Source organism: Chloracidobacterium sp., assembly GCA_016715795.1.
Lineage (GTDB): Bacteria > Acidobacteriota > Blastocatellia > Pyrinomonadales > Pyrinomonadaceae > OLB17.
The window spans coordinates 361,804-387,774 of record JADJXP010000002.1 but is presented as its reverse complement, the minus strand read 5'-3'; the positions used below and the strand labels follow the sequence as shown (position 1 = coordinate 387,774).

The following is a 25,971-nucleotide window of genomic DNA, read 5'->3' as shown; positions in this document are numbered from 1 at the left end:
CAGCAGATTAATCCATGTCATGGTGCTGATCGCGTTTGCGATGCTCGCCATGGCGACACTCCCGGCGCATGCCGCAACTTTTCTGGTAAATACCACCGCAGACACGCAAGATGCGGTACCGGGAAACGGAGCTTGTGCTGATGCGGGCGGAGCGTGTTCGCTACGTGCGGCGATCACGGAAGCAAATGCTCTAGCGGGAGCAGACATTATCACGTTGCCGGCCGGAACGTACACTCATTCGCTCGTTGCCGCGACCGAAGATGCAAATGCCGGCGGCGATATGGACATCACGGGCCCGGTTACGATCAACGGTGCCGGGGCTGGAACGACTATCGTCCAGGCAAATGCGGCCCCTGATACGGCAGCAGAACGTGTTTTTCACGTCGTTACTGGTGCGGGCGCGGTCAACCTCAACAACTTTACCGTTAGACACGGGTTTCACCGTTTCACGGCAGCAACGAACGGCGGCGGCGGCATCCTGCAGGAAGGTGCCACGACAAACGTCACGCTGGACCATATGACCTTCTCAAACAATACTGCTGAGCCACGCGGCGGCGGTGTCCGTGTCGGTACGAATGGTGCGACGATGACCATCACGGACAGCACGATCAGCAACAACAAGGCGAGCGTTGCTGCTCCAAATAGTTCTAATGCGGCAGGTGCAGCCCTCGATGTGGCCCAGATCGCCGGAACCGGAACATCAACGGTAACGGTGACCGGCACGACGATGTCAAATAACGTCGCGAACACCTCGACAGGCAACTGCTTTGGCGGTGCGGTGATCACGACCTCCGTCGGAGCGACGTTGAGCTTTACCGATAGCAACTTCACGAACAACCAGTGCATCCAGACGACCGGCACGGCCAACTCGTCAAATGGCGGCGGCCTTTACAATCAGAACAGCACGATGAATCTGACCCGCTGCAATATCACGGGCAATACATCAACGGAATTCGTTGGCGGTGTCCGTGCCCTGTCGTCGGCGAGTGGCACGTTTACCAATATCACCGATTGCAACATCACCGGAAATACGGCGGCTGGGGCCTATGGTGGCGTATTCAATGTCCCGACATCGACTTTTGAGTCAACCATGACTATCGTCGGAACAACGATCGCAAACAACAACACCACGGACGCCGACGGCCAAGGTGGAGGCGGGGCTAATGTGACCGGGGGAACGGCAACCGGAGCGGCCACTCTCTTCCTCACCAATTCAACCGTTGCCAACAATACAGCAGCCGACCTCGGCGGTCTCGCTAATGACGGAGCGACGGCAACGCTTATTCTGAACTTCGTCACGGTCACCGGTAACGTGGCCAACAATGTTACCAGTCCTGAAGCTGGCGGCCTTTTCCAAGGAACGACCGCGGGCGGCTCGACGTTTATAGGGAACACGATCGTGGCGGGCAATACAGCCTCGATTGGCCCGGATATCGACGGCGTCATCAACTCCCTTGAGTACAACCATATCCAGAACACTGCCGGCGGGACATTTACGCCGGGCACTGGTGATGTGACGGGCTCAGACCCAAATCTAGGAACACTCGGCAACAATGGCGGCTTAACGCAGACCAGATTGCCGAATACCGGCAGCCCCGTGATCAACACGATCCCGAACGGGGCTCTTGGTTGTAATGATCCGTTGATCCCAACTGACCAGCGCGGTACTGGCTTCCCAAGGCTCGTTGGAGGAAGCTGCGATAAGGGATCAACAGAGGTCGGTACAGGCCCGCTGCCAACGCCAACGCCAACCCCGACACCTCCACCGCCGACGCCGACGCCAACTCCGACGCCGACTCCAACGCCGACGCCTACTCCGACGCCGACGCCGACGCCGAGTCCTTCTCCAAGTCCGAGTGCATCGCCGACGCCGTTGTATACGCGTGGTGACTATGACGGTGACAACAAGACGGACACGACCGTCTGGAGGCCGTCAGCATTTCCGTCGCCAAACGAGATTCTGAGTGCGTTCTACATCCAGTATTCCGGCAACGGAAGCTTCTTTGGCATACAGTTCGGGAATAATGGTGATGGTGCCATTGCGGGTGACTTTGACGGTGACAACAAGACCGATTTTGGCGTCTCGCGGCTCAACACCAGCCCAGCACCGCCGGATCCGCCGGACTTCTACTATCTCGAGAGTTCGACGGGCACGGTGAAGTATCCGGTCTGGGGCAATGCCGGAGACATCTTTGTCTCGGGCGACTATGACGGCGACAAGAAGACCGATGTCATGGTGTACCGTCCGTCGAACAACGTCTGGTACATCGTGAATTCGAGCGGTGCGAATGGCGGCTTTACCATCGTCACGCACTGCCAGAGCGGCGACAAGCCGTATGCCATGGATACAGACGGCGACGGCAAGGCAAATCTTGCCTGCTATCGCCCGGCTACCGGCGACTGGATTGTCCGGAACAATGACGGCAGCAGTACGACGACGAACTTTGGCCTGCCGGCTGACATTCCGGTTCCGGCGGACTACGACGGCGACAACAAGGACGACATCGCCGTGTTCCGTGACGGCTTGTGGGTCGTGCTTCGCAGTTCTGACGGCCAGGTCGAGTTCACACCGTTCGGAACGACGGGTGACATTCCTGTCCCGGGCGACTACGACGCCGACAATAAGTACGACCGTGCGGTCTATCGCGGCGGCATCTGGCACATGCTGAGATCAACCGCAGGCTACACCGGCGTCCAGTTCGGTGCCCCGACCGATACGCCTATGCCCAAGACCTACATTCCGTAGCTCTTGGCATTCACTCAAACCAAAAGCCGGGCGAGGTAACTCGCCCGGCTTTTTTATTTGGTCACGGCCCTATTTGGTTTCCATTACCTTCGCATACTCACCGGTCTCGACCCACTCGAGGATCTCGGCGACACGCCATATCGGAAACGGATGCGAAAGTCCGGAGTTCATTACGTCAGCCCAAAACCTGTCCAGCCGGCTCTCATCGTATTGCTTCTTAAACTCGCGTCCCTGCTCGAGAAACAGGTCATAATCGATCTTTGACGCAAAAGTTCCGCCTGCGAGTTTCATCATCGTCCGGCCGATCACGTGCTCGTCCTGCGTGACCAACAATGCTGCTCGATCACACGATAATTCCGCTCGTCTCGCCCAGGCCAGCAATGCGCTCGCAATGCCCAGGCTGACGACAAGTTTGATGATCTCGGAGCCGGGCAGCAATGCGGCGATCGAACGGTTCAGGAGAAATTCGATCAGCCGGGCCGCCGTAATATACAGGACGTGTTCTGAGTGAATATGCCCGACCTCGTGGGCTATAACGGCCAGTGTCTCCTCGTCGTTGAGCCTCTCGACCAACGCGGAGTGGAGAACGATTATCGGTTTCTCTACGCCTCCGGTAAACGCATTAACGATTGGATTCTGCTGGACGTACATATCCGGCATCTCAACACCCAGCGTCTTGCAGGCGACATCGAGCTTTGCAAATAGATCGGGACACTGCTTCGGCGTCACCTTGACGGCCGATGCCATAAAAGAAACACGGATCGCCGACTCACCCGTCCACGCAAGCAGTTTCTTCAGCGCCGAATCCACGCCCGGGATTGCTTTTAACGCAGCCATAGCCTTCGCATCGGCCGGATGAATATAGTCGTTCTTGCTAAGCTCGGAAAACTTCTTATGAGGCTCGTCCGACAACGGCAGCTTACACTTGCCGCAGTTGGCGTCACGTGCCTTGTAATCGCCCTTTACGACGTTCTTCTGCCCACAAAAGCGGCATGTAACGGAATTTGGTTTTGACGGTTCGAGCGATTCGCTCTTCTTTCTCGACATAAACGCAGTCTATTTCATCGGCCAGACATTTCCAACCTCTTTAGTGAACGATATCTACCGGAGAAAGTTGCGGTCTATGCGGCTTTCAGGTGCACGACGGTTTCGACGTGGTGTGTCTGTGGAAACAGATCGAGTGCAGTGATCGAATTGATGCTGTATCCCGCGTCCACCAGCCTCCTAAGGTCGCGTGCCAGAATTGACGGCTCGCATGAGATGTACGAAATGTGGATGGGATGTAGCGTTGCGAGGGCGTCGATCACGCCATCCTCAGGTCCGGTTCTCGGCGGGTCGAGAACAACAAGATCGGCGCGTTTTGCCTTTCTTGAGTCCAGGAAACTGCTAACGCCTTTGCTGATGAGTTCAAGGTTTGAAAGCCCCGCATTCGCCGCATTCTTCTTTGCGATCTCGACAGCTGCCTTGTTCTCTTCCACGCCGATCACTTTTTCGAATCGGCGTGCGAGAGGCACCGAGAACAAGCCCACGCCGCAATATAGGTCGTACGCCGTCTTTCCCTCTGAGTCACCGATGGCCGTCTCTATCAGGTCCGGTATCAGGAAACGGTTCGCCTGAAAGAACGTTTCGGCGGAGTATGAGTAATTCTCGCCCGCTAGATCGATCTCAATCTCGGCGGCGTCGCCCTTCGCTCCCGGCGAATGTGTCGATACACGTCCGCCCTCACCGCTGACGGCCTCGATCTCCTGCTGCCCCTTCTGCAAAGCCGACCAGTCCGCGCTGAGACGCAGGTAATCAAGCGTCGATTGCATTCCAGGCGTCAGTATTGCGCACGAACCAATATCGACAACATCGTTTGAATCGCGCCGCTTATAGCCGAACGCGTGCTGCTGTGTGTCGAGATGCCATCTCGCACGCGAACGATATTCAAATTCCTGCGCGCTGGCAATGATTGGAATATCGAACTCAAATTCAATCTTGCCGATCCGCGTCAGACAGTCGCGAATGATGCCTATCTTCGCATCTAGCTGGGCCTTGTAGCCAAGATGCTGGAAATCACAACCGCCGCACACGCCGTATTGCGGGCATGGTGCCGGTATCCGCGCCGGGCCCGCACGTTTGATCTCGACGATCTCACAAAAGGCCAGCCGTTTTTTGCACTCGCGGATCTTTACCAACACCGTATCGCCGACCGCAGCAAAAGGCACGAGGACGGTGAGATTCTCCGCAAAGCCCAGCCCAAAACCGCGCGGCACGATTTTTTCGATCGTGACCACGACAGCATCGCCCTTGCGGTAGTGCGTGCTCAACGGCCCCGACTCTGCTGGTGAACTCACGGCTGACTCTTAAGGAACTTATCTTGTTTATCACAAAACGTCCGCCGATGGAAACGAGCCGCCATATCTTGAGCTTGATCGAGATCCTCGAATGGTATAATCAACCCGCATGGCTGAGCGTCGTTTATCGTTCAAAACCTCGTCGGACATTGATCTTCCGCAAGATTTCGGGCCCGACAACACCAAGTCGTTCGATTACGACAGCGAAATCGGGGAGCCTGGCGAATTTCCATATACACGCGGCGTCCGGCCCAATATGTATCGCGGTCGCTTTTGGACGATGCGGCAATACGCCGGTTTCGCCACGGCCGCCGAATCGAACGAACGCTATAAGTACCTTCTTTCCCAAGGAACTACGGGCCTCAGTGTGGCATTCGACCTGCCCACTCAGATCGGCATCGACAGCGACGATCCGCTCTCTGCCGGCGAGGTCGGAAAGGTCGGTGTCGCGATCGACTCGCTCGAGGATATGTTGACGTTGCTTGACGGCATCCCGCTCGATCAGGTGACCACGTCGATGACGATAAACGCGACGGCATCGACACTGTTGTGTCTTTATCTCGCCGTCGCTCGAAAACAGGGCGTGCCTTTCGATCGGATCGGCGGCACGATCCAGAACGACATTCTCAAGGAATACATCGCTCGCGGCACCTACATCTATCCGCCCAAACCCAGCCTGCGGCTGATCACGGACACGTTCGCATACTGCGCCGCCGAGGTGCCGAACTGGAACACCATCTCGATCAGCGGATACCACATCCGCGAGGCTGGCTCGACCGCAGCCCAGGAGATCGCGTTTACGCTTGCTGATGGCATTTGCTATGTGCAGGCCGCGATCGATGTAGGCTTGGACGTCGATATGTTCGCCCCTCGGCTCTCATTCTTTTTTAACTCGCATAATCAACTCCTCGAAGAAGTTGCCAAGTTCCGTGCTGCCCGCCGTTTATGGGCACGGATAATGAGGGAGCGTTTCGGCGCTAAAGACCCAAAGTCGCTGATGCTGCGTTTCCACACCCAAACCGCCGGATCAACCCTGACGGCCCAACAGCCGGACGTAAACGTAGTCCGGACGACCATCCAAGCCCTAGCTGCCGTTCTCGGCGGCACACAGTCACTGCATACGAACTCACTCGACGAGGCGCTCGGATTACCAACCGAATCAGCCGCCCGCATCGCGCTACGCACGCAGCAGGTCATCGCGCACGAATCGGGCGTCGCCGACACCGTCGACCCTCTGGCCGGAAGTTATGCAATTGAAACTCTAACAACCGAGCTCGAAAAGATTGCTGTTGACTACATTGAAAAGATCGACGCGATGGGCGGCATGCTGCGGGCGATAGAGACCGGGTATGTCCAGAATGAGATACAAGAGGCCGCCTACGAATACCAAAAAGCCGTCGAACACGGCGATATGATCGTGGTCGGAGTCAACCGGTTCCAAGCCGAGGAAGAACCGATCCCGGTCCTGCGCGTCGATGACCAGATCGAACGCGACCAAGTTGCTCGTCTACAAGCCCTCCGAGCCCAACGTGACGACGAAGCAGCCGGCAAAGCACTAGCCGTAATCGAGGGTGCCGCACAAGGCAGTGAAAACCTGCTTCCCCATATCCTGACCGCCGTCGAAGCCTACGCCACCGTCGGCGAGATCAGCAACACGCTACGAAAAGTATGGGGCGAATATCGCGAGTCGGTAACCCTCTGAGACTAAAAATCGCGTGACAAACAACGTTAACCTCTGCTATTCTTGCAGGTAGGGCATCGTCTGCCCACGCCTCCTCGTCCTCACGTATTACCACAACGCGTACTCTCCTGAAGATCATCATATGGAAAAGTTGAACGACTACCTAAAGCAGCTTCTTTCATCCTGCAGCGAAGAGCTGCGTCTCGAACCGAACAAGAATCCATTTCTTGTCTCGGGGAACGCAACGACCGAAGTGGCGAATACGCCGCTTGCCGGACCGCAGATCAGCACTATGGTATTTCCCCTGATACCGGCTGACGTCAAATCATCACTGCCTACCAGTTCCGAGATAGAGTTCGTGCATCCGCACAATCTGGGAAATTTTAGTTTTACGGTCCTGAAATCACCTGCCGGATTTATCGTCACGATCCGACCTATGATCGGCGAATCAGACGGTTCGATCTCAGTCCCGAAGCCGCTGCCTGAGACACCGCCCGCACCGGCGGTTGCCCCTATCCCTGTCTCGACACCGCAATTCGAGGATCCAGTCCCGGCTGTTGATAATGACATTTCGCTCAATGCCGGGCCCGAACCGGCACCCATGGCAACGGCAGCCGAACCGCCACCGAGCTTTGAGGCTATCTCGTATGAGCTTGAGAGTTCATCGTCTGCCTACGACCTGACAACAGCAGAACAGGTCGAGTTGAACTCACTCGAGGATCTGCTGACCGAAAAGCGTGACATTGCTCAGGAATATGTGCCGTCAGGTATCGAGGCTGACGTGGTTCCGGTCAATGATCCTGCGTTTCAGACCGTTTTTAGCGCGACCGCACCGGAGGTGCCGATGCGACGGAGAAGTGATTTTATGCCCGAATATACCGATATGACGCCGACTGCTGTTGCCGAACCGCCTTCAGAGATCAGCTTTGAGCAACCGGCTTATACACCGCCAACCTCGGCCGCCCCGTCTCACACGGCCCCGGTAGCTCCCGTTTCGCTTCCCGCCGAAGTGTCTTTCGTGCCGGCACCGGCGAACTCCGCGATGGCAGCGCGAATGGATACGCTATTCAAGAAGATGGCCGAGATCGGCTCGTCAGACCTTCACCTCTCCGTATCGATGCCGCCGATGGTGCGCAGGGACGGTAAGATGTGCCCGCTAGAGAACGGCCAGGAACCGCTGACTACCGACGCGATGCGCGAACTTCTTACCTCGATCATGCCCGAGCGTAACCAGGAGGAATTCGCCCGACGCAGCGATACCGACTTTGCTTATGAGATACCAGGCCTCGCTCGATTCCGGTGCAATATCTTCGCTGACCGCAAAGGGATGGGAGCCGTCTTTCGCATCATCCCGAGCAAGATCCTGACAGCCGAGCAGCTCGGCCTCTCAAAGGCGATAATGGATCTATGTGCTCTATCCAAAGGGCTTGTCGTCGTAACCGGGCCGACCGGTTCGGGCAAATCGACTACGCTCTGCGCGATGGTCGACTCGATAAATAAGACGCGAGAGGACCACATCATCACCATTGAGGATCCGATCGAGTTTGTTCACGACAACCAGAAATGTCTTGTGAATCAACGAGAGGTGCACAATCATACCGACAGCTTCAAGGACGCTCTGCGCGCAGCTCTTCGCGAGGACCCTGACATCGTGCTCGTTGGCGAGATGCGCGACCTCGAGACGATATCTATCGCCATCGAGACAGCCGAGACGGGGCATCTCGTCTTTGGCACCCTCCACACGACGACGGCCCCGTCGACCGTTGACCGCATTATCGATCAATTCCCCGCGGATCGTCAGCAGCAGATCCGCGTGATGCTCTCGGAATCGCTCAAGGGCGTGATTGCCCAAACACTGCTGCCAAAGAAGGGCGGCGGCCGTGTGGCGGCCCTTGAGGTCCTAATTGTCACGCCCGCGATCTCAAACCTGATCCGCGAAGGCAAGACGTTCCAGATACCGTCGGCCATGCAGACCGGCAAAAACTACGGCATGGTCGTGCTGAACGATGCGCTCTTCGAGCACGTCCAGAATGGCACTGTCGAACCTCTAGACGCATACATCAAGGCCGTGGACAAGACAGGATTTGAGTCATTGCTTACGCGCGGCGGATTCAAGATCTGATCGCGGCAAGTCTCCGATTTTGCGCACGTTCAATTTGATGCTACTGTTTTCTTTGATTTGGACAGCGGCATCGGCTGAACCTTAAAGTCGCGCATTGCGTAAGAGAAGAGACTAGATGACGAGAGTATTTCTAAAGGTAGCCATCGCGACCGTTTCGGCATTGATGATCGCCTCATGTGGCGACACCGGTGTCAATTCGGGCACAAACAGATCATCCAACCGAACCGCATCGAATAGTAGATCGGCGGAGTATCCGCCGCTGCCGAGTGCGGTATCGGATGCGGAATTCGAGATGATCGATGGCACAAAGAGCAAGATCGCCGACCGCAAGGGCAAGGTCGTGCTGATCAACCTCTGGGCAACTTGGTGCGGGCCATGCCGCGGCGAGATGCCGCATCTGGTCGAACTGCAAAACACATTTGGCGACAAGGGTTTCACGGTCCTCGGACTCGATATCGGCGCACATGATGGCCAGCCCGAAAAGATCGAGGACATGCAGCGATTTGCGGCGTCGATGAAATTGAACTATGAGCTGGCCCGCATCCCCGGTGAACTCGTCGGGAGATTCAATCGGGTTTCCAACTTCAACGCCATTCCCCAGAGTTTCGTAATTGATCGCGAAGGCAAGCTGCGCGGGGTCTTTCTCGGCGGTGGCGGAGACGTGATTGGTAAGATGAAGCAAACGGTCGCGATGGTCATGAGCGAGTAATATACTCTGTGCCCGGCGGTATTCCGGGCTCGACGACGACGGTCTTGAAATCCGCTATACTCACCCGTCCTGCAGGTGCCCGTTTCGGCTTATTTACAAATTTCTTCTCGGTGTAGCGGACAGTAGCCTTGCCGAGGCTCCGAGCGTCGCTGTAAAACGCTGCAATCTGTGCGGCTTCGATCAACGTACGGTGCGGAATATCGGCTCCGCCACGCTTCCTGATCACAACGTGCGAGCCGGGATAATCAGCTGCGTGCATCCAAATATCACGCGAGCGGGCCACGCGAAAGGTCAGAAAATCGTTGTCCGCAGCCTTTTTCCCGACAAGTATCTCGTAGCCTTCAGACGAAGCGAATCGGCGAGCACCCTTGAACTCTGCGCCTGTTTTCTTCTTAGCTCGCCGGTTATTGATCTGCGGTTTCGTCTCGGCCGCTGTTATTAGGAATGCACGGTCACCAACGGCGATCGCATGGTCAACCGTCTTGAGCCACTCGTGAGCCTGACCTAGTTTGGCCTCTGTTATCTCTAGCCGCTCAGCCACCCTCTGCGAAGCGTTTCTCGCCTTCGAATACCGGCGAAAGAATGCTTCGGCCGCCTCCGTCGGCGTGGCCGCGTTGTCGACTGGGATGGCAAGCATCGGCGCCGCCGCATCAAAATAGTCCGTAACGTAGAAAATGTCACCATCACGAACAGCATTCGAGGCGTTCGCAAGCAGAAGATCGCCGAATTTTCTCCACTCGGTCGCGTCACCGTGACGGCGAAGGTCACCGTGAAGGTTCTCAATGAGTTTCTCGAGCTTCGAGATCTCGCGGATAGCCTTCCGGCGGGCAGCCATGGCCAGCCGATCAAGATCGGGATCAGGTTGAGGTCGATGTTCGTCCTGCGTCACAGGTCGATTGTAATCGATACAAATCGCGAATTGCGGCTAGAATTCCTTGACGAGGATCGTGCCGGAAAGCAAGTCGTGAAGCGCTCGGTTCTCTTCGTTATAGAGGATGGTCAGAAAGCCCGCCCCGACCAGCGGCAGCGTGACGAGATAGACGGCGGAACTGATCGCGGCCTGGTGAAGCGTCGGGTATTCGTTCTCAAACGCGTCCACGAGCTCAAGTGAAAACAGCCGCATCCCTATCGTCTTGCCGACAAATCCCAGGCAAACGGTCATATAGACGAAAAGAACGATTGCCCAAACGCCTGTGAAGAGGAGTATTCCGCTCGTCGTGGACCAATCGCCGCCTGCCAAAATGAACGGTGACATCGCTGCCATTGCGATGAATGCTCCGATGATCAGGTCAAACAGGCCCGCACCGAACCGCATCGAGAACGGAGCGAGATCCTCAATATCGTCAATTGCGGAATCGGAAGCCTGATCGACGGTTGTATCCTGCGAGACATGGATCCTTATCCGATCGATCTCAGCCGCCACAAAGGGAACGATGGGAACCTCGGCGTTGAGCTCCACGGGTTTCTCAACCGGCAGCAACTCCACCGATTCGATTGGCGGCAGTTGGCTTGTGACACGCTTGGCTGGCTGAGCCGGAACGACGAGTTTCGGCCTCTGAACAGGCTGAATACGCGACGGCGCCGCGACCGTGCCGGTCGCAACCACACCGAGTCTTGCCGCCGGCCGGGGCATCGGTGGAGTCGGCGTCATCTGCGGTTTTCGCGCACCGGAATGTGGCCGGGCTTCAGTAAATTTTGCACGCGAGGCATGGATACGATCGAGCGCTTTGCTCACACGAGGATCATTGATCGTAGTCTCCACCTCGGGCTTGGCGGTAACGCCTCCCATCGCGACAGCAGCCGGTGCGGTCGCCGGCGTCGACGGTACGGCCGGCTCTTTCATGCTCCTACGGTGCCTGACCGCGTTTTGCATCTGCAGACGCCAATCCGGTAAGGCCGGCTGCTTGTTCTGAAACTCGACGAGCGTTGGACTCGTTTTCGGCGCGACAAGGCCTGCGGTCACAATCCTCGCGGCTGGCCGTGCCGACGCGGTCGAAGGCGCCGTGTCGTCCGTCGCCCGGATCGCGACCCGGGACGGCGGCCGCATCGTTATCTTAGATTGCAGTTCTTCACGAACGGTATCGTTCATCATCGTACCGCACGCCGGGCAAATCGACAGTGTTGGAGCTAACAGGCGATCACAAACCGGACAATTCATATGCTCTCTGTGTCAAGAATCTCGGTTGTTTAGGGATAAGCGCTTAAGAAAGCTAAGCGATAGTATCAACATTTACCTAAGACCGTCAACTGTAAAGCGCAGCAGAACCGATACTTGTCCAAAAATACGCTTGATCGTCTTGAGCTTAATATCTGTGGAAAACTTGTAAGCGCTCTAGAGAAGGTCGATCACTCGCGTCCATGCCGCGTCACATCGGAATAGTCATCCCGATCCGCCTTGGCAAATCCGCCTTCTTCGGGTGGCACGAACGACGGCACTTCGTAGTCTCCCGGCTGCCCGACGTCCTTACGGATGAGATGCGCGATGTCGCCCAAGTCGATGAAGTAGTCGCCTACGTCGATCAATCGCGGGGCAGTATTCGACCGGAATCCGGCGATCTCAACACGACAGCCTTTGTAAGCGACCGCGTTGATAGCATAGACAAAATCCTCGTCACCCGATACGAGCACGGCTGTATCGTAGCGCCCGGCCAGACTTAGCATATCGACCGCGATCTCAACATCGAGGTTGGCCTTTCGTGTGCCGTCGTAAAAGGTCTTTAGCTCCTTCTGAATGACGCGAAAACCATTTCGCCGCATCCAAAGCAGAAAGCCCTGCTGCCGCTCGGCTCCGGCATCGACGCCGGTATAAAAGAACGCCCGAAGCAGCCGTCCGTCGCCGAGCAGGACGCGGAGAAGCTTGGTGTAATCGATATCAATATTGTGAAAACGTGCGGCGTGAAACAAATTATTCCCGTCGATAAAAACGGCGACACGTCCGCGATGACCAAACTGCCAGGATGAACCGGCCGCCGTATCGAATTTCATTAGAGCCACCTCAAACTACGAGTATTCGGCACCGCTTGAGTTGATGTGAAAGGCTGGAAATTTGTTACCGAATCTTGTCTCCAATAGAGGGCTAACAACCCGCTGATATAACAATTTGCTTTCGATAAACCGCCTTGATAAATACCTTTGCTCACACCTGATCACAGAACGCTGCCTTGGTTCTAGTTTGCCAACGGGGCAATCAACGGTCAAGCATTTTTGGCCCGAAAGTGCTAAAATCGCGCCAACCCCGGCCCGCCACTATGCCTGAGAGCACCGATAAAGAGCACCGATTCGATCCGAAAATTCAATCGGAAGACATCGCATTTCGCCCCTCGGAACTGGTGAAGTGCTCCTGCGGCCGCACGAATCCGCCAAACCGCTCCGCTTGCGTGTATTGTGGCAAGGCTCTCGAGATTGCCGACCTCTCGACCGTCAGATTTTCGCTCAGACAGCCCGAGACGTGGGAACGCGGTTGGAACCTGATCTATCTGCCGAACCTCAACGATCCGCGGCCGAATGCCGCCGTGCTATCCGGTATTGTTGGGATCGATGCCGAACGGCTGACTCCGTTGCTCGACGCCGGCGTGCCTGTGCCGGTAGCACGAGTTTCTAGCGATGCCGAACTGGCGGCCAGCGTCAAAAAACTTTCGGGACTCGGCCTCGATTGCCGAATTGTCGGTGATGCCGACCTTGATGCCGATTCGCTGCCGACGCGGATCAAGGGCATCGAAATTACCGGCGACGGCATTACCGTTTGGGATTTCAATACGCATGCCACACAGCATATCTGTCGCGACGATCTCGCTCTGCTCGTCATCGGAACACTCCGCTCAAGTCGCACGGATTCTCTTGAAAAAAAACGTCGCCGCGGCAAGGAGGCAAAGGTGCTCGACGAAACGACGGCCGATTCCGATCAGGCCGTGCTCGATATCTACAGCCGAAGCGAAGCGCGCGGCTGGCGCATCCATCTAGCCGGTTTTGATTTCACTTGCCTCGGCCAGGACAAGAGCTTGCTGGCGGGAGAGAATCTTCGCCGCCTCGTAACGGCCCTCAGCGAATACGCTCCAAATGCCAAGGTTGTGACAGACTACGCTCGCATCAGGAATTCGCTTGACGCGATCTGGCCCGTCGAGTCTCGAAAAGATCCGCAAGGCCTGCAACGTGCTGGATTCGGCAAGGTTGAGTTCGGCAGCGTGGCCTCGACAAACAACGTGATCCAGTTCACCAAATACTCGCGCCTGCAATGGCATCTTCTATGAAAAGAAAGTCCGAAGTCTCAAGGCATCAGTCTCGAGCAGGAAGGTCAAGCAGTCATGGCGGCCGCCCGAAGCGACGGGCCCACCCAATATCCCAGACACAAGACTCCAGACTGATCTACGGCGTTCTGCCCGTCCTAGAGGCCTTGCGCGCTGACAAACGCCGGATCGACAAGGTGCTGATCGCTGAGGGCGTTCGGGAAAAGCGGCTTGTCGACATCATCGACTTGTGTCACGAACGGTGTATAGCTTGGAACCGAGTGCCGCGCGATACGTTCACGCACCAGTTAGGCTCGGACGCTAACCATCAGGGAGTAATGGCCTTTATTGCCTCGGCGGAGTATGCCAATCTCGATCAGGTACTCGACAAAGCGGCCGGTCCCGCACTTCTCCTCCTGCTTGACGGCGTCGAAGACCCGCGCAATCTAGGTGCCATCATCCGAACGGCCGAGTGTGCGGGTGCCGACGGCATCATCATTCCCGAACGCCGCGCCGTCGGGCTGACCGATACGGTCGCCAAATCCTCGGCCGGCGCGGTCGAGTTTCTGGCAGTCGCAAAGGCCCAAAACCTGAACAGTGTCATCAAAACGCTTAAGGACAAGAACGTCTGGGTCGTCGGCACATCGGCCGATGCGTCAACTTCATACACCGATTGGGACTGGACGCGGCCGAGTGCTCTCGTACTCGGTGGCGAGGGTAGGGGCATCCACCGGCTGGTTGCCGATAACTGCGACGTCTTGGTAAACATCCCGATGTATGGAAAAATAGATTCTCTGAACGTCTCCGTCGCCGCCGGCGTAATACTATTCGAAGCCAGACGGCAACGAACTTAACTATGTTTTGCCCCAAATGCGGACAACAGAATCCTGAGACTGGTAAGTTTTGCCGCGGATGCGGAACTGACCTCGGCAACGTCTCGCAGGCGCTCTCGGGTGCTCCTCCGACGGAGACCACCGAACTGCGCAAACAAAAGGCCAAAGGCTGCGAAGCCGCCTATTCACAGATCTTCATGGGGACGGCTTTCATTATCGTTGCCCTCATTCTCGGAGCCACGGGCAAGGGAAGCGGATGGTGGTTCTGGATGCTGATCCCAGCGTTTATTATGCTTGGCAACGGGGTTGCAAAATTCGCTCAGTTCAAGAACGACCGCCGCTCTCAGGTCGGCATCGCCAGTCAATCAAACGCCGCGGTCGGCCCCGCGCCTGTCGCTAGCCTCACGCCAGCCCAGACAGAATTCGTCGCCCCCACCGAATCTCGCTACAAGACTGGCGACCTCGTCCCGCCAAGCGTCACAGACTCAACGACCCGGCATCTCGAGATCGATAGCGAAGGCAAAACTATGACGCTGCCAAAAAAGTGACATTGCATAAGCCCGCGCGTTAGCAAGGGCCTAATACTCACGCTGAGAGCATCGCCCTTGCTCACGCTCGTGCCCTCGTACCTACCGCCGCACAACGATTCGGGTATTCCCTGAGTTCGCGTTCACATCAAATACACGCAGCGTAACCGCATGTTCGCCCGGCTCGGCGGCGAGCTCGATCGTGTAGCGTTCACGGTTGCTGTCTGAGATGCCGTCGTCGGCGTAGACGGTGTGCCATTCACCGCCGTTGACGCTGTACTCGGCACGTGTGAGATAGCTCGACGTGTCTAGGGCGTCGAATACGATGCGGGCCGTATCGCCGGTGATCTGCGGCGTGCCGACGGTTGTGACGACGGGTGCAGTGTTGTCGATATCGACAGGTTCGGTCAATCTCTCGCCCGATAACGCAAGTGTCGCTGGATTAGAAGGCTCGTCACGCGCGACCACTCGGAAAACATAGCGCCCATCCGCCAGTGATTGGCCGTCGATTGCGAGGAAGTTTTCGATCAGACCGCGGCGCAGCGGTTTGTAGGCCGCATCACCGATCTCTCGGTAATAGACGTCATAGACGAGAGCGTCGCCGTTGCGATCTTCGGCGGTCCATTGCAGCGAGGTCGCTCCTTTTTGATAGACGCGCCGCGGCGGAACCGCCGTCACCGGAATGCCGAATGTCGCCGGCTCCATTCCGGAAAGCACAATATTCGGATCGATCTGGATCGGGGGATTCGATGCGAGACCGACGTTGGTTGGCAGGACGCTGATCGACAGGATCTCAGGCGCGATGTTCCGGGCGACAAAGGCGAGATTCACCTCGTTCAAGGATGTCCGGTCGTCGGTCGCTCCCTCGGGGACCGGCCATGACGGTTTGAGCACCGCTCGCCATTGAATGTATCTCGCCTTTGGGCTCGTGATCTGTCCGCCTTTTTGATCGACCTGCGCGACGCTCCACCCACTCCACGTTTCGTCGGGCTTCTCAGTATTGCCGGTGCGAGTCTGTATCGCTACGTCACCGCCCGAACGCCACCAGATACGGCCCCAGGTCGCGGTCGAACGGGCGTCGAGAACAGCCGATTCGTACGTTCCTTGCGGCATCGTCTCCGGGCCGATGCGATAGAACGATCCCTGATTGCTGGATGTCGCGAGCAAACTGCGGCCGTCGGTGCGGATCGTCGAGATCTGGCCGGCGTCGGACTGCAGCACGAGTGTCTCGCGGCCTTCGTTGGTGATGTTGTAAACACGGCCTTTGTCGGATGTGCCGACAAGCACGCCGCGACCGGTTTGGTGCGCGTAGATCGAAAATCCCGTCACCGTCGGCGATGCCCAAAGCAGATCGACCGCACCATCGGGCAGGATGCGATAGACAGCGGTTTTTGCATCCTTTAGTTCGTAACGGCTCTTTGGCGTTGGCTCGGCACTAGGCATTCCGGGCCGGTCGATGGTGACAGGCTTGTACTCGGCTGCGTCCTTTGGCGGGTCAGCCTTTGGCGTCGAGACCGACTCGCCCAAGGCGAGTACATACACCGAACCGTCAGGCCCGACGGCGAGTTCGTGAATTTCCCTCAGTGACGAATCGAGCAGCCCGAACGGCCTGCCGGCCGGCCCGAACCGCATCACGAGGCCATTAGAATCCGTTCCTGCGTAAAGATTTCCGGCCTTGTCCGTAGCCAGCGATATGACGTGTGTCTCGCTCGTGTCAAACATCAGCGACGCATCACGTACCGCACCGGCGGCCTTGACCTTGTAGATACGTCCGCCGTCGCCCGTGGCGACAGCGAGGCCGTCTGGCAGGATAGCGAGCGCCCAGACGTACTTTTCCTTCGGGTCGAAATAGACCTCGGCTTTGCCGTCGGCCGCAATGCGATAGACCTTGCCGTCAGGCGAAGTGCCCGCGAACAACTCACCGCCGCTGCCTATCGCCAATGCCGAAACGTTCAACTCGGCAAGGTCAGCAAACTGCGCTCCCGCTCCGCTCGCCGGGACTTTGAATATCTTCCCCTCGCCGCCGGTGCCTAGGTAAACGTTTCCCGTCGCATCGACTGCGCTGGACCAGATGTATTGCTGCCCCGTCTTGAACGCCTCGACCATCGCCGGTGCCAACGTGATCGTTCCGTCGTCCGCTATGGAAACACCGCGAGCATCACCCCGCAACACGTCCGCACGCGCATTTACAGACCAAACTTGCGGGCCGGCGACATACGCGGCATGGACGCCAACGATCAGCATAAACAGAGTCGAGATCGAAACGGTAAGAATGGACATATGTTCCGTACGGGCTTGGTCTAAGCGCCGCGTAGCGGCGTCTGAGTGTAGCCGTGGGTTAAAACCCACGGACGCCGTAAAGTAGCGACGGTTGATTCAATTGTCGCTACGCGACACGATGATACGTTGATCGCCAACCGTGGGCTATCACCCACGGCTACAGTCAATGATCGCTACGCGATCTTGATCTTTGCCGCAACCTGATCAAGCGGTTCTCGATAGCGTTCGCGTGTCTTCAGGTTCTGAAACGACACCTTGCCCTCGGCGATATCCTCGCTCCTGACCGTGCATATCCACGGCGCGCCGATCGAATTGGCGTATTTCCACTGCTTGTCTTCCTTATCGGCCTGCGGATAAAGTGTCACGCGAAGGCCAGCGGCACGGAGTTGGTTAGCGAGCTTTAGTGAATCGGCAACTGTCTCCTCAGAGGATATCGTCACCAAAACATCAGCCGGCGTCGCCTCAGCGATCTCCGGCGGAAACATCCCACGCTCTTCCATCACCACCAATATCCGCTCCAACCCCAACGAAAACCCGCACGCCGGAATCTGCTCCTTCCCAAACATCCCGATCAGCCCGTCATACCGTCCTCCGCCGCCGAGACTGCCCGCAAGATCGGGAACATTTATCTCCATGATCGTGCCGGTGTAGTATGAGAGGCCACGGGCAAGGGACGGGTCGATCCTTAATTTGAAATTTGAAATTTGAAATTTAAGGATCTGCTCGAGGTCACCAAGAGCGATAATACTGTCCTCATTTTGGCCGATGAAGTTTCTTAGGCGCTTAAGCTTCTCCAAGTTGTCATCGGCCAGGAATAATTCATCTAAGTACTCGGAAAAGAAAAGCTCAAGCAGGCGCTCTGATGAGGTTTCGCTTATACCGCGTTCCGCAAGTTCCCTAGTAACACCTTCTGACCCGATCTTGTCAATCTTGTCGAGTGTCACAAGAGCCGCGGGATGAAATTCAGTCTCGATACCGCAGGTGTCCAGAATCGCAGTAAGCAGGCGGCGGTGATTGATTCGAATGACAAAATCGGTAAATCCGAGAATATTCAGAATGCTGCCCGCAGCCGCAATGATCTCCGCCTCCACAACCATCGACTCAGACGCGATACAGTCAACATCGCACTGATAAAACTCGCGAAAGCGCCCTCTTGCAGGACGGTCGGCTCGCCAAACCGGTTGTATCTGATAGCGTTTGAAGAACTTAGGCAGGTCGTTGCGGTTGTTGGCGACGACGCGGGCCAGCGGGACGGTCAGATCGTAGCGTAAAGCGAGATCGGCAAGTTCCCGTTTCCCGTCTCCCGTCTCCAGGCTCTCGTCGAGTTTCTCGCCGCGCTTGAGTATCTTGAATATGAGCTGATTGCCCTCGTCGCCGTACTTGCCCATCAGCGTTTCGATGTTTTCGACGGCGGGAGTCTCCAGCGGTTCGAAGCCGTAGCTTTCGTACACCTGCTTGATCACGCCGATGACGTATTCGCGTTTGCGTACGTCTGCAGGCAGAAAATCGCGCATACCGCGAGCTGGATTGGTACTCGACATAAAAAGCTATTTTAGCCACGAAGTACACGAATTACACAAATAGAAGATCGAGACTGCTTCTTAGATTCGTGCAATTCGTGTAATTCGTGGCTAAACGTATTTTGTTTTTAGCTCGACATAATTTCGCCACGATCTATCGAGATATGCAAGTTCGTCGTCACTCAGTTCCCTTTTCACGCGGGCGGGCGAGCCGAGGACGAGCGAACGCGGCGGGATTACGGTGCCGGGCGTCAGCAGGCTGCCAGCGCCGACTAGTGACTGTTCGCCAATACGAACACCGTCCATCAGGATCGCTCCGATTCCGATTAGGCAGCCGCGCTCGACGTGACAACCGTGCAAAACGACGCGATGGCCGACTGTGACCTCTTCCTCGATCACGGTCGGGTGTGTTTTTGAACTGACGTGGATGACGGTTAGGTCCTGAATGTTCGTACGGGCTCCGATGCGGACATAATTCACATCACCGCGCACTACCGCCCCAAACCAAAGGCTCGCGTCCTCGCCAATCTCGACGTCACCGATGACGACTGCCCCGTCAACAACCAGGGCTGACTCGTGAATGCTCGGCCGGATCGACCCAAACTCTCTGATTGTCATACACGTCAACGCCTTGCTACTCGCTTCGTCAGGAGGCCGAATAGCTTCTCTAATTCGTGAATCCTCAATAGTTTAGCAGCAAATGAGGAACGTGACACCGGCGAGCGCTATCGGCACGAATACTTCGATCAGCCTTGTTGAGAACGCCTTCGCACCGAGATATCCGGCGAGCAGTCGATAGCTCGTGTAAGCGACCGCAGACATCGCCGCCGACGCGATCACGATCCGCACGAACGCCGAAATTAGATCGCGGCCGTTGAGCCGTTTTATCTTTCGCCGCATAAAAAAGGCGAGCACAACCAACGTCACGATCGAAACGACCGACGTCGCCAACGCTACACCGACGTGGCCAAAACCGTTCGGACGCTCAGGCGACACACCAACCGTCGACAACAACTGCATCATCCCAAAGCTCGTCGGCACATGTACCAGGATCGACGCGAGGCTTAGATACATAGGCGTTTTCGCGTCATCGAGAGCGTAGAATGCAGGCGACAACACCTTGATCGCAGCATAACCTGCCAGCCCAACCGAATATGCCGTCAAGGCCCAAGCCGTCATGTTCGTGTCAAACGCCGTGAATTCGCCTCGCTGATAGATCAGCGAAATGATCGGTTCGCCGAGCACGATAAGGCCGCATGCCGATGGGATCGCGAGAAGAAACACGAGCTTCATCGCATCTGATAGCGTCGAACGGAATTTGAGAATATTCTCTTCCGACGCAAGCCGAGACAGAGTCGGTATCGCTGCCGTGCCGATCGCCACACCAAAAACGCCTATCGGAAATTGCATTAACCTGAAGGCATAGCTCAGCCAGGAGGCGCCGCCGTCGATGCCCGACGCCACCACCGTATCGACCAAGACCTTGATCTGAATAGCTCCTGTCCCGACGATTGCGGGTGCCATCAGTCGCATCACGCGCCGAACGCCCGGATCAGTAAAGCTGAGCGCGAAAGAAAATCGGAAGCCGACCTTGAATAGCGACGGTATCTGTATCGCAAGCTGCGCCGCGCCGCCCAGCAATGTCCCGATCGACATTCCGATGATCGCCCATTGTGCGGCGTCCGACGGGATCGTTATCTTATCGACCGATCGCTCCCATGCTCCACCGCTCAGCCAAAAGGCGAGACCCAGCCCGAACACGACGGACACGATATTAAAAGCGGTCGATGCCGACGCAGGTATGCCAAAACGCCCTTTGGTATTCAACACGCCCATCGCCAACGCCGCCAGAGCGACCAGGAGTATGAACGGGAACATTATCTGCATCAGCGTGGTCGCCAATGCTGCCTTTTCGGCCGGATAGTAATGGTTTGGGTCGCCGAGATAGTTGTAGGTTATGAGCTTGACGAACAGCGGCGAGAGCAGAATACCTGCGATACAAATGACGCTCAACACTACCGCGAGCCCATTGAATATCAGGCTCGCTAGCCGCCAAGCCTCTTTTTCGCTGTTCTTTAGCTGATAATCCGTGAAGACCTTGACGAATGCCGCCGACAGAGCTCCCTCGGCAAACAGGTCGCGGAGCAGATTAGGGATCCGAAATCCAACGATGAACGCGTCGTAGAGAAAACCCGCGCCAAAGTAGCGCGCAAATATCGTCTCGCGCACCAACCCCAGTACACGCGAGAACATCACCGCGATCGATACAATTCCCGCCGACCGCGCAACGCTCTGCTGTCTGGGCGGCTCAGCCTCGACTATTGCCTCGGCAGTCGGCCCGGTCAGTTCTTCTGGTTCTTCAGCGGTAGCCTCTACGTTTTGCAGGTCGCTCATTCAGGCGTGAATTATCTCACAACTGGAAACCGTTCGTCCCTCCACGGAACCACGACTCCGCGGTGCAGCCCGGCGGCAAACATACCCTTTAGATCCGGACCTCTGCCTATCGCTGTCCCGCAACGTCGATTTGGCCCTTCAAATTGCTCGATGTCGATGATCGTTGACCGACTATCTCGGTAATCACCCTACCCGGAAATCGGCGAAAGCCGAGCGCGGTGAGGGCGGGGTCGGGTCGATTTTTATCGTCAATGCGGCCCATCAGCGAGAGAAGGGTCGGAAGAACGCTTAGATTATCGTAGGGCTCATCGACCCTGAGCCCTCGCGGAATGCCCGACGTCTCGCCGCCTGCGATCATAAAGGTCGAGTTTGTCGAGACGCGGAAAAACGAGCCATGATTGCCGCCTGGGTTAAAGCCCTTGACGTCAAAATTCCAATGGTTACTGGCCATTATCAGCATGTCCGTCTCGGCGAGGTGCCGCTGTCGCTCGCGAAAGCGGCGGACAAGACGATGATCGGCGGTCAGCCCTTCCACGTCGTCGAACAAGGAGTGCTTGCCCAACTGCTCGTTAAGGCCTATGATCGCGTTAGAGTACTTAGTTCGGTGGACGGCTCTGAGCCATTCGATCTCAGTGTGCCACTGAGTCAGCCACGCGGCCTTGTTCTGCTCGGCAATGTTAAGTGCCGGATCCTCGATTATCTTTAGCGGCAGGCCCGCGGCCCAATCTCGCGTATCGAACGTGATGGAACCGTTGACGTCAGCCCGCAGATCGGCGATCGGCACGTATTTGATCGACCTGCCCTCATCGTTTCTCGTAAGAAGCAGAGCCTGCCTGTCTCGGTCAGCGTAGAGCCAGATCGGGTCGGCATCGCTCCTAAGGTCGCCGGACAAAGCATTGCCGAAAGCGTTGAGCGGGATCGTTGTTGCGACGAAATCAATGGGTCGATTGCCCACCTCCGCCTGCACGTTATTCCGAACCGTTTGCGAGGTAAAGAGATCGAAGTAGTTGACATGCTGAAAGCTGGCCAACATGTCCATGCGGCCATCCTGGTCAAGCACTAGGCCATTCTGCGATGGTCCGACAACATAATTCTGAAGCTGATATATCGAGTTGTGATCGCCCATCGCTCCGGGAGCGATCAGCGTCTCGATCTTGACATCCTTGGGCTCAAAGCTGTCCTTCTTCAACGACAGGAGTCCGTTCAAGGTCGCAAGATAATTTCGATAATCAGCCTCTTCGCGTCGGGCAATCTTGTTCTGAGCGGTCATTCGCCGGCCCTGGACGTCTTCACCCGGCTTCTTGGCCATGGGATCGATCTTTGCAATAAATTCGGCGGTCAATTTCTCTTTCGCATCCGTCGTGCGGCCGAGGGCGTCCAGTTCCTCCGACATCTCACGAACCGTCGCCTCCCAGTCGGCCCGGTGCCGGTCGATCAGGTCAAATAACGTCGCTGTGGCCGCGCGTCGGACTTCCGGTTTGAGGCCGCCACTCTTAAGCTGCTGCAGCAGGATGTGAAGGACATTAAGATCGCTGTTCCTAAGTTGAACGGATGCTCGTTCATTGCCGTCAAAATCGAAAAGGGCTGTCGGATAGTTCTTGCTCTGCCCTTTTAGGTAGATCGACTCGTCGGAGGCTGTCCTAATCAGTGGTGTGAACGGGTAAAGGGCCTTGACATCATAATCGAGCATCAGCCGCCGCTTTGTTATCACATGGTGGCCCCCGGCGGTGCGCTTATTAAGCAGCTTCACAATGTTGTAGCCCTGGCTGTAGGTCTTATCCTTAGAGTTGAACCCGTGGTCAGATACCAGAACGAGAGCGGTCTCGGCCGCTCGCGACGAGTCGCGGATTGCCGTCCAAAAGCGGCCTACCGTCCGGTCGAGCTTCTTGATGTCTGCGAGTTGTGCCCTCGGATCATTATTGCCGTGGGCCACATGGTCGAATGAGACATCGTAAAAGTCCATATAATCAAACTCCGGCCTATCGATCAGCCGCTTAACGATGTCCCGCTCGTTTTGCCGCATAGTCATGCTGCTGAAATGGATACCCATCGCCCATTCGTCGATCATATCGCTGGGCGTGCCGGGATAGAGATGCACAAAACCGCTGCCGATGATCTCCCAACGATTACCGCGCTGATAGAGCTGAGCACTGATATAACGTTTGGGGTAGGGAAAAACATCGGCGAGGATCGGCAGCTCAAGCTGGTCCAACACTTCGAGTGCCGGCATGTCGGCAACCTTCCTCAAGCCAAAGTCTATGAAGAAAGGGACAAAGTTCAGGTAATCGTAAGAGTGCAGCGTGTAGCGGTCGTATTCAACATTCCCTTTGATATGCAGGCGCTGTCCTGTATCGATCGTGCTCCACGACGGGCCCGAAAGGCTCATTCCACGCGTATAGAAATTGTCCAGGCGCGTGCCGTTCTTATAAAAGGCCTCCTCGATCCATGGCAACTGCGACTTGCCGGTCACCGGATCGGTCTCCTTGACATATTTGTCAACAAGATAACCCGGAAGGCCGTCGATCTTCATAACGACCAGCCGCTTGACGCCCTGTGCTCCGGCCGCCGATACAAAGACGAGCAGGAATAGCCATGCCAGAAGAGATCTCGATCTTAGGAACATCATCTTGAGGGATCAGTTAGCTTCGATCGCAGCGATCGCGGATGCGTCGCGTTTAGTGAACCGCTGACCTTCGCCGAGTGCGCGTCGCAGATAGAGCGCACTGGCATCGCGCCACGTCGTGTCTAAACCCGGATCACGATAGATCGCCAGCAGTTCCCTTTTCGCCGTCGAGTTGTTAATTCGGTAAAGTCCCGCCAGGGCTGATGAGCGCATGGCATCGTCAGGTGCGATGCGGAATATCCTGGCCAGCGCACGGCTCGTTTTACCCTTGGCTGATGCGCCGTTCTGGGCAACGAATTCAAGGGCTCGCCGCACAGCCGGGGCATCACTATCGATCTCGGGATCCGACGAGTTGTATGCGGTCTCGATCAGGACCCGTTCGTGGTGGTCAAGCTGCCGCCGGATGTCCATCTTGGCCAGCATCTCCGGCGACGGTTCTTCACGATGTCGATAGATCCCCAAGCTCAGCATGCTCGCGAGAGAGAAGAAAAGCCGCTCCTTTGAGCCGTGGGCCAGCTTCACCATTTCCTCGCGTCGTTCGCGGATTAGTTTTGCCGGCAGCCCGTCCGGCCTGCGGGCATATGCCATTAGATTCTTATACTGCTGGCCGGCGATCTTAACCTGCGAAACCGCATCGTTCTCCATTGGATTGATCGAAGCCCGCTCTATTCGATCGATCAACTCATCCTCAAGGCCGTCGTCGAGGCTGTGATCAAGGGCCAACAACATCTTTAATTGAGCATAGGATCGCTGACGCGAGGCTCCGTTAAGGTCCATTCCGCGCTTTCCGGTCGTATAGTCATAAATATATCGCCCAACAAAATACGGAATACTGCTGAATTTCGATATCGCCAATACATTGTTCGTGACGTCGTTCAGAACGCGTCGGCTGATCTCACGACGCCGGGGATTCCCGCCATCGCGAAAATCGATAAGTATCACCGGTATTTTGGGATTATCGAGGCCATAAAGAGCGAGCGGTATCATTGTGCGCTCCCGGGCACCCTGTGTACCGGCGTCGACAACCCGATTCTCCCTATCAAACCACCACGTCTGCGTATAGCCCTTCCATTTACGAAGTCTGCCATCATTCCAGGGGCTGGCGATATTCAGAAATCGCGAGTTAAACGTCCGGCCCGAATACTCAGCAAGGTCATCGGCGGCAACCCAGATCATCGCATGTCTTGCCTCACCATCGGCCATCTCGATCGGATCAAAATACAGCCGCTGCGCCTCAGCATACTGGCGAAGCAGTTCCCAATTGGTGCCGCGCTCAGACTTGACCCTCGTCATCTCTCGTTCGTAAACGCGATTCAGGTTCTCATCCTGCATGTGCCATCCGAAGGTCTTATCGGTAAGCCAAAGCCGAGCCTGGATGTCCTTCAGTTCGGCGTCGCTAAGGAGTTTGTCTTTCTCGATCGACTGGTACAGGGCAAGAATGGTCAAGGCGCTCGCGACAGCCGTCCGGCGATGATCGCGAGAGTTCTTGTAATACTGGGAGACAACCGATTTGCCGCCGAGGCCGAACTCACTCCTCACGATCCGCTTAAAAACTGACCAGAAGATCTGGTCCCACAAAGCCTTGTTCGACCGCTGCATATCGACGAGCGGCGGGGGCGGGCCTGATACCTTGGAGCGGCCCGTAGTACGCGTGTAGAGAAACGGTACCGATCCGGCAAAACGCTGCCAAAAACTTGGTTTTGAATACGTGTGCATCCAGACATAGCGGAGACGGTCGTTCTCGCTTATCTGATCGCCCAATGTGTCACGCAAGACGCTCACCATAGGCAGTTCCTGCGAGCCGTATTCACTGCCGTCACCGATGAGTATACCGCTCTTCGCAAATATGGTCACGATCTCTGCCCCGCCCTCGACCGGAACTTTCTCGACACGAAAGGTGTTCACCTCCTCGGTTTGCGCGTTTAACCCTGCGGCCAGTAAGGCCGACACGATGGCACAAAAAAACAACCTTGCGAT

General features: G+C 56.5%; 18 protein-coding genes. 7 read left to right on the top strand and 11 right to left on the bottom strand.

What is annotated here, in order from left to right:
* Positions 1-19: 19 nt before the first annotated feature.
* Positions 20-2,746, top strand: a complete 2,727-nt coding sequence (locus IPM59_06830) for a CSLREA domain-containing protein (GenBank protein ID MBK9215302.1) — start codon at positions 20-22, stop codon at positions 2,744-2,746.
* Between the two features lie 69 nt (positions 2,747-2,815).
* On the opposite strand, the gene IPM59_06825 is transcribed toward IPM59_06830, so the two are convergent.
* Together IPM59_06825 and IPM59_06820 are read right to left on the bottom strand one after the other, a co-directional pair.
* Complete coding sequence (locus tag IPM59_06825) at positions 2,816-3,793, bottom strand: M48 family metallopeptidase (GenBank protein ID MBK9215301.1); 978 nt, start codon at positions 3,791-3,793, stop codon at positions 2,816-2,818.
* 74 nt (positions 3,794-3,867) lie between these two features.
* Positions 3,868-5,082 (bottom strand): class I SAM-dependent RNA methyltransferase, encoded by a 1,215-nt coding sequence (locus tag IPM59_06820; protein MBK9215300.1) that lies wholly within the window; start codon positions 5,080-5,082, stop codon positions 3,868-3,870.
* A 109-nt stretch (positions 5,083-5,191) separates the two neighbouring features.
* Here IPM59_06820 and IPM59_06815 point away from each other — a divergent pair, with 109 nt between their 5' ends.
* From IPM59_06815 to IPM59_06805, 3 genes are all read left to right on the top strand, one after another.
* Positions 5,192-6,784 (top strand): methylmalonyl-CoA mutase family protein, encoded by a 1,593-nt coding sequence (locus tag IPM59_06815; protein ID MBK9215299.1) that lies wholly within the window; start codon positions 5,192-5,194, stop codon positions 6,782-6,784.
* Between the two features lie 862 nt (positions 6,785-7,646).
* Positions 7,647-8,885: a type IV pilus twitching motility protein PilT gene (locus IPM59_06810; protein ID MBK9215298.1), complete on the top strand. Its 1,239-nt coding sequence runs from the start codon at positions 7,647-7,649 to the stop codon at positions 8,883-8,885.
* 115 nt (positions 8,886-9,000) lie between these two features.
* Positions 9,001-9,594, top strand: a complete 594-nt coding sequence (locus IPM59_06805) for a TlpA family protein disulfide reductase (protein MBK9215297.1) — start codon at positions 9,001-9,003, stop codon at positions 9,592-9,594.
* Here the strand turns inward: IPM59_06805 and IPM59_06800 are convergent.
* The 3 genes from IPM59_06800 to IPM59_06790 all read right to left on the bottom strand — a co-directional run bounded on the left by IPM59_06800 (position 9,581) and on the right by IPM59_06790 (position 12,579).
* On the bottom strand, positions 9,581-10,483 hold the full coding sequence (locus IPM59_06800; GenBank protein MBK9215296.1) for a DUF814 domain-containing protein: 903 nt from the start codon (positions 10,481-10,483) through the stop codon (positions 9,581-9,583). The two genes, IPM59_06805 and IPM59_06800, sit on opposite strands and share 14 nt — an antisense overlap.
* A 36-nt stretch (positions 10,484-10,519) precedes the next feature.
* Positions 10,520-11,686, bottom strand: a complete 1,167-nt coding sequence (locus tag IPM59_06795) for an RDD family protein (GenBank protein MBK9215295.1) — start codon at positions 11,684-11,686, stop codon at positions 10,520-10,522.
* 254 nt (positions 11,687-11,940) lie between these two features.
* A complete protein-coding gene (locus tag IPM59_06790) occupies positions 11,941-12,579 on the bottom strand; it encodes an NYN domain-containing protein (protein ID MBK9215294.1) in 639 nt (212 codons plus the stop codon).
* Between the two features lie 263 nt (positions 12,580-12,842).
* On the opposite strand from IPM59_06790, the gene IPM59_06785 reads away from it, so the two are divergent.
* From IPM59_06785 to IPM59_06775, 3 genes are read left to right on the top strand one after another with little or no spacing between them, the layout of a single operon-like run.
* The gene (locus tag IPM59_06785; protein ID MBK9215293.1) at positions 12,843-13,841 is read left to right on the top strand and encodes a hypothetical protein; all 999 of its coding nucleotides are present in this window, start codon (positions 12,843-12,845) and stop codon (positions 13,839-13,841) included.
* On the top strand, positions 13,838-14,671 hold the full coding sequence (gene rlmB / locus IPM59_06780; GenBank protein MBK9215292.1) for a 23S rRNA (guanosine(2251)-2'-O)-methyltransferase RlmB: 834 nt from the start codon (positions 13,838-13,840) through the stop codon (positions 14,669-14,671). Before IPM59_06785 ends, rlmB begins: the two co-directional genes overlap by 4 nt.
* Before the next feature lie 2 nt (positions 14,672-14,673).
* Complete coding sequence (locus tag IPM59_06775) at positions 14,674-15,198, top strand: hypothetical protein (protein ID MBK9215291.1); 525 nt, start codon at positions 14,674-14,676, stop codon at positions 15,196-15,198.
* Positions 15,199-15,279: 81 nt separating this feature from the next.
* On the opposite strand, the gene IPM59_06770 is transcribed toward IPM59_06775, so the two are convergent.
* From IPM59_06770 to IPM59_06745, 6 genes are all read right to left on the bottom strand, one after another.
* On the bottom strand, positions 15,280-17,457 hold the full coding sequence (locus IPM59_06770) for a hypothetical protein (GenBank protein MBK9215290.1): 2,178 nt from the start codon (positions 17,455-17,457) through the stop codon (positions 15,280-15,282).
* Positions 17,458-17,630: 173 nt separating this feature from the next.
* Positions 17,631-18,998 (bottom strand): histidine--tRNA ligase, encoded by a 1,368-nt coding sequence (hisS, locus tag IPM59_06765; GenBank protein MBK9215289.1) that lies wholly within the window; start codon positions 18,996-18,998, stop codon positions 17,631-17,633.
* A 90-nt stretch (positions 18,999-19,088) separates the two neighbouring features.
* A complete protein-coding gene (locus tag IPM59_06760; GenBank protein ID MBK9215288.1) occupies positions 19,089-19,595 on the bottom strand; it encodes a gamma carbonic anhydrase family protein in 507 nt (168 codons plus the stop codon).
* A 72-nt stretch (positions 19,596-19,667) separates the two neighbouring features.
* Positions 19,668-21,371, bottom strand: coding sequence for a murein biosynthesis integral membrane protein MurJ (gene murJ, locus IPM59_06755; protein MBK9215287.1), 1,704 nt, complete (start codon positions 21,369-21,371; stop codon positions 19,668-19,670).
* 106 nt (positions 21,372-21,477) lie between these two features.
* Positions 21,478-23,997, bottom strand: coding sequence for an alkaline phosphatase family protein (locus IPM59_06750; GenBank protein ID MBK9215286.1), 2,520 nt, complete (start codon positions 23,995-23,997; stop codon positions 21,478-21,480).
* Between the two features lie 9 nt (positions 23,998-24,006).
* The gene (locus IPM59_06745) at positions 24,007-25,899 is read right to left on the bottom strand and encodes a hypothetical protein (protein MBK9215285.1); all 1,893 of its coding nucleotides are present in this window, start codon (positions 25,897-25,899) and stop codon (positions 24,007-24,009) included.
* Positions 25,900-25,971 lie beyond the last annotated feature (72 nt).

What these genes read in the sequence shown, in the direction of transcription:
- IPM59_06830 (MBK9215302.1), top strand. Translation starts at nt 20, where the DNA reads ATGGTGCTGATCGCGTTTGCGATGCTCGCCATGGCGACACTCCCGGCG.
- IPM59_06825 (MBK9215301.1), bottom strand. Translation starts at nt 3,793, where the DNA reads ATGTCGAGAAAGAAGAGCGAATCGCTCGAACCGTCAAAACCAAATTCC.
- IPM59_06815 (MBK9215299.1), top strand. Translation starts at nt 5,192, where the DNA reads ATGGCTGAGCGTCGTTTATCGTTCAAAACCTCGTCGGACATTGATCTT.
- IPM59_06810 (MBK9215298.1), top strand. Translation starts at nt 7,647, where the DNA reads ATGACGCCGACTGCTGTTGCCGAACCGCCTTCAGAGATCAGCTTTGAG.
- IPM59_06805 (MBK9215297.1), top strand. Translation starts at nt 9,001, where the DNA reads ATGACGAGAGTATTTCTAAAGGTAGCCATCGCGACCGTTTCGGCATTG.
- IPM59_06795 (MBK9215295.1), bottom strand. Translation starts at nt 11,686, where the DNA reads ATGATGAACGATACCGTTCGTGAAGAACTGCAATCTAAGATAACGATG.
- IPM59_06790 (MBK9215294.1), bottom strand. Translation starts at nt 12,579, where the DNA reads ATGAAATTCGATACGGCGGCCGGTTCATCCTGGCAGTTTGGTCATCGC.
- IPM59_06785 (MBK9215293.1), top strand. Translation starts at nt 12,843, where the DNA reads ATGCCTGAGAGCACCGATAAAGAGCACCGATTCGATCCGAAAATTCAA.
- rlmB (MBK9215292.1), top strand. Translation starts at nt 13,838, where the DNA reads ATGAAAAGAAAGTCCGAAGTCTCAAGGCATCAGTCTCGAGCAGGAAGG.
- IPM59_06775 (MBK9215291.1), top strand. Translation starts at nt 14,674, where the DNA reads ATGTTTTGCCCCAAATGCGGACAACAGAATCCTGAGACTGGTAAGTTT.
- IPM59_06770 (MBK9215290.1), bottom strand. Translation starts at nt 17,457, where the DNA reads ATGTCCATTCTTACCGTTTCGATCTCGACTCTGTTTATGCTGATCGTT.
- hisS (MBK9215289.1), bottom strand. Translation starts at nt 18,998, where the DNA reads ATGTCGAGTACCAATCCAGCTCGCGGTATGCGCGATTTTCTGCCTGCA.
- IPM59_06760 (MBK9215288.1), bottom strand. Translation starts at nt 19,595, where the DNA reads ATGACAATCAGAGAGTTTGGGTCGATCCGGCCGAGCATTCACGAGTCA.
- murJ (MBK9215287.1), bottom strand. Translation starts at nt 21,371, where the DNA reads ATGAGCGACCTGCAAAACGTAGAGGCTACCGCTGAAGAACCAGAAGAA.
- IPM59_06750 (MBK9215286.1), bottom strand. Translation starts at nt 23,997, where the DNA reads ATGATGTTCCTAAGATCGAGATCTCTTCTGGCATGGCTATTCCTGCTC.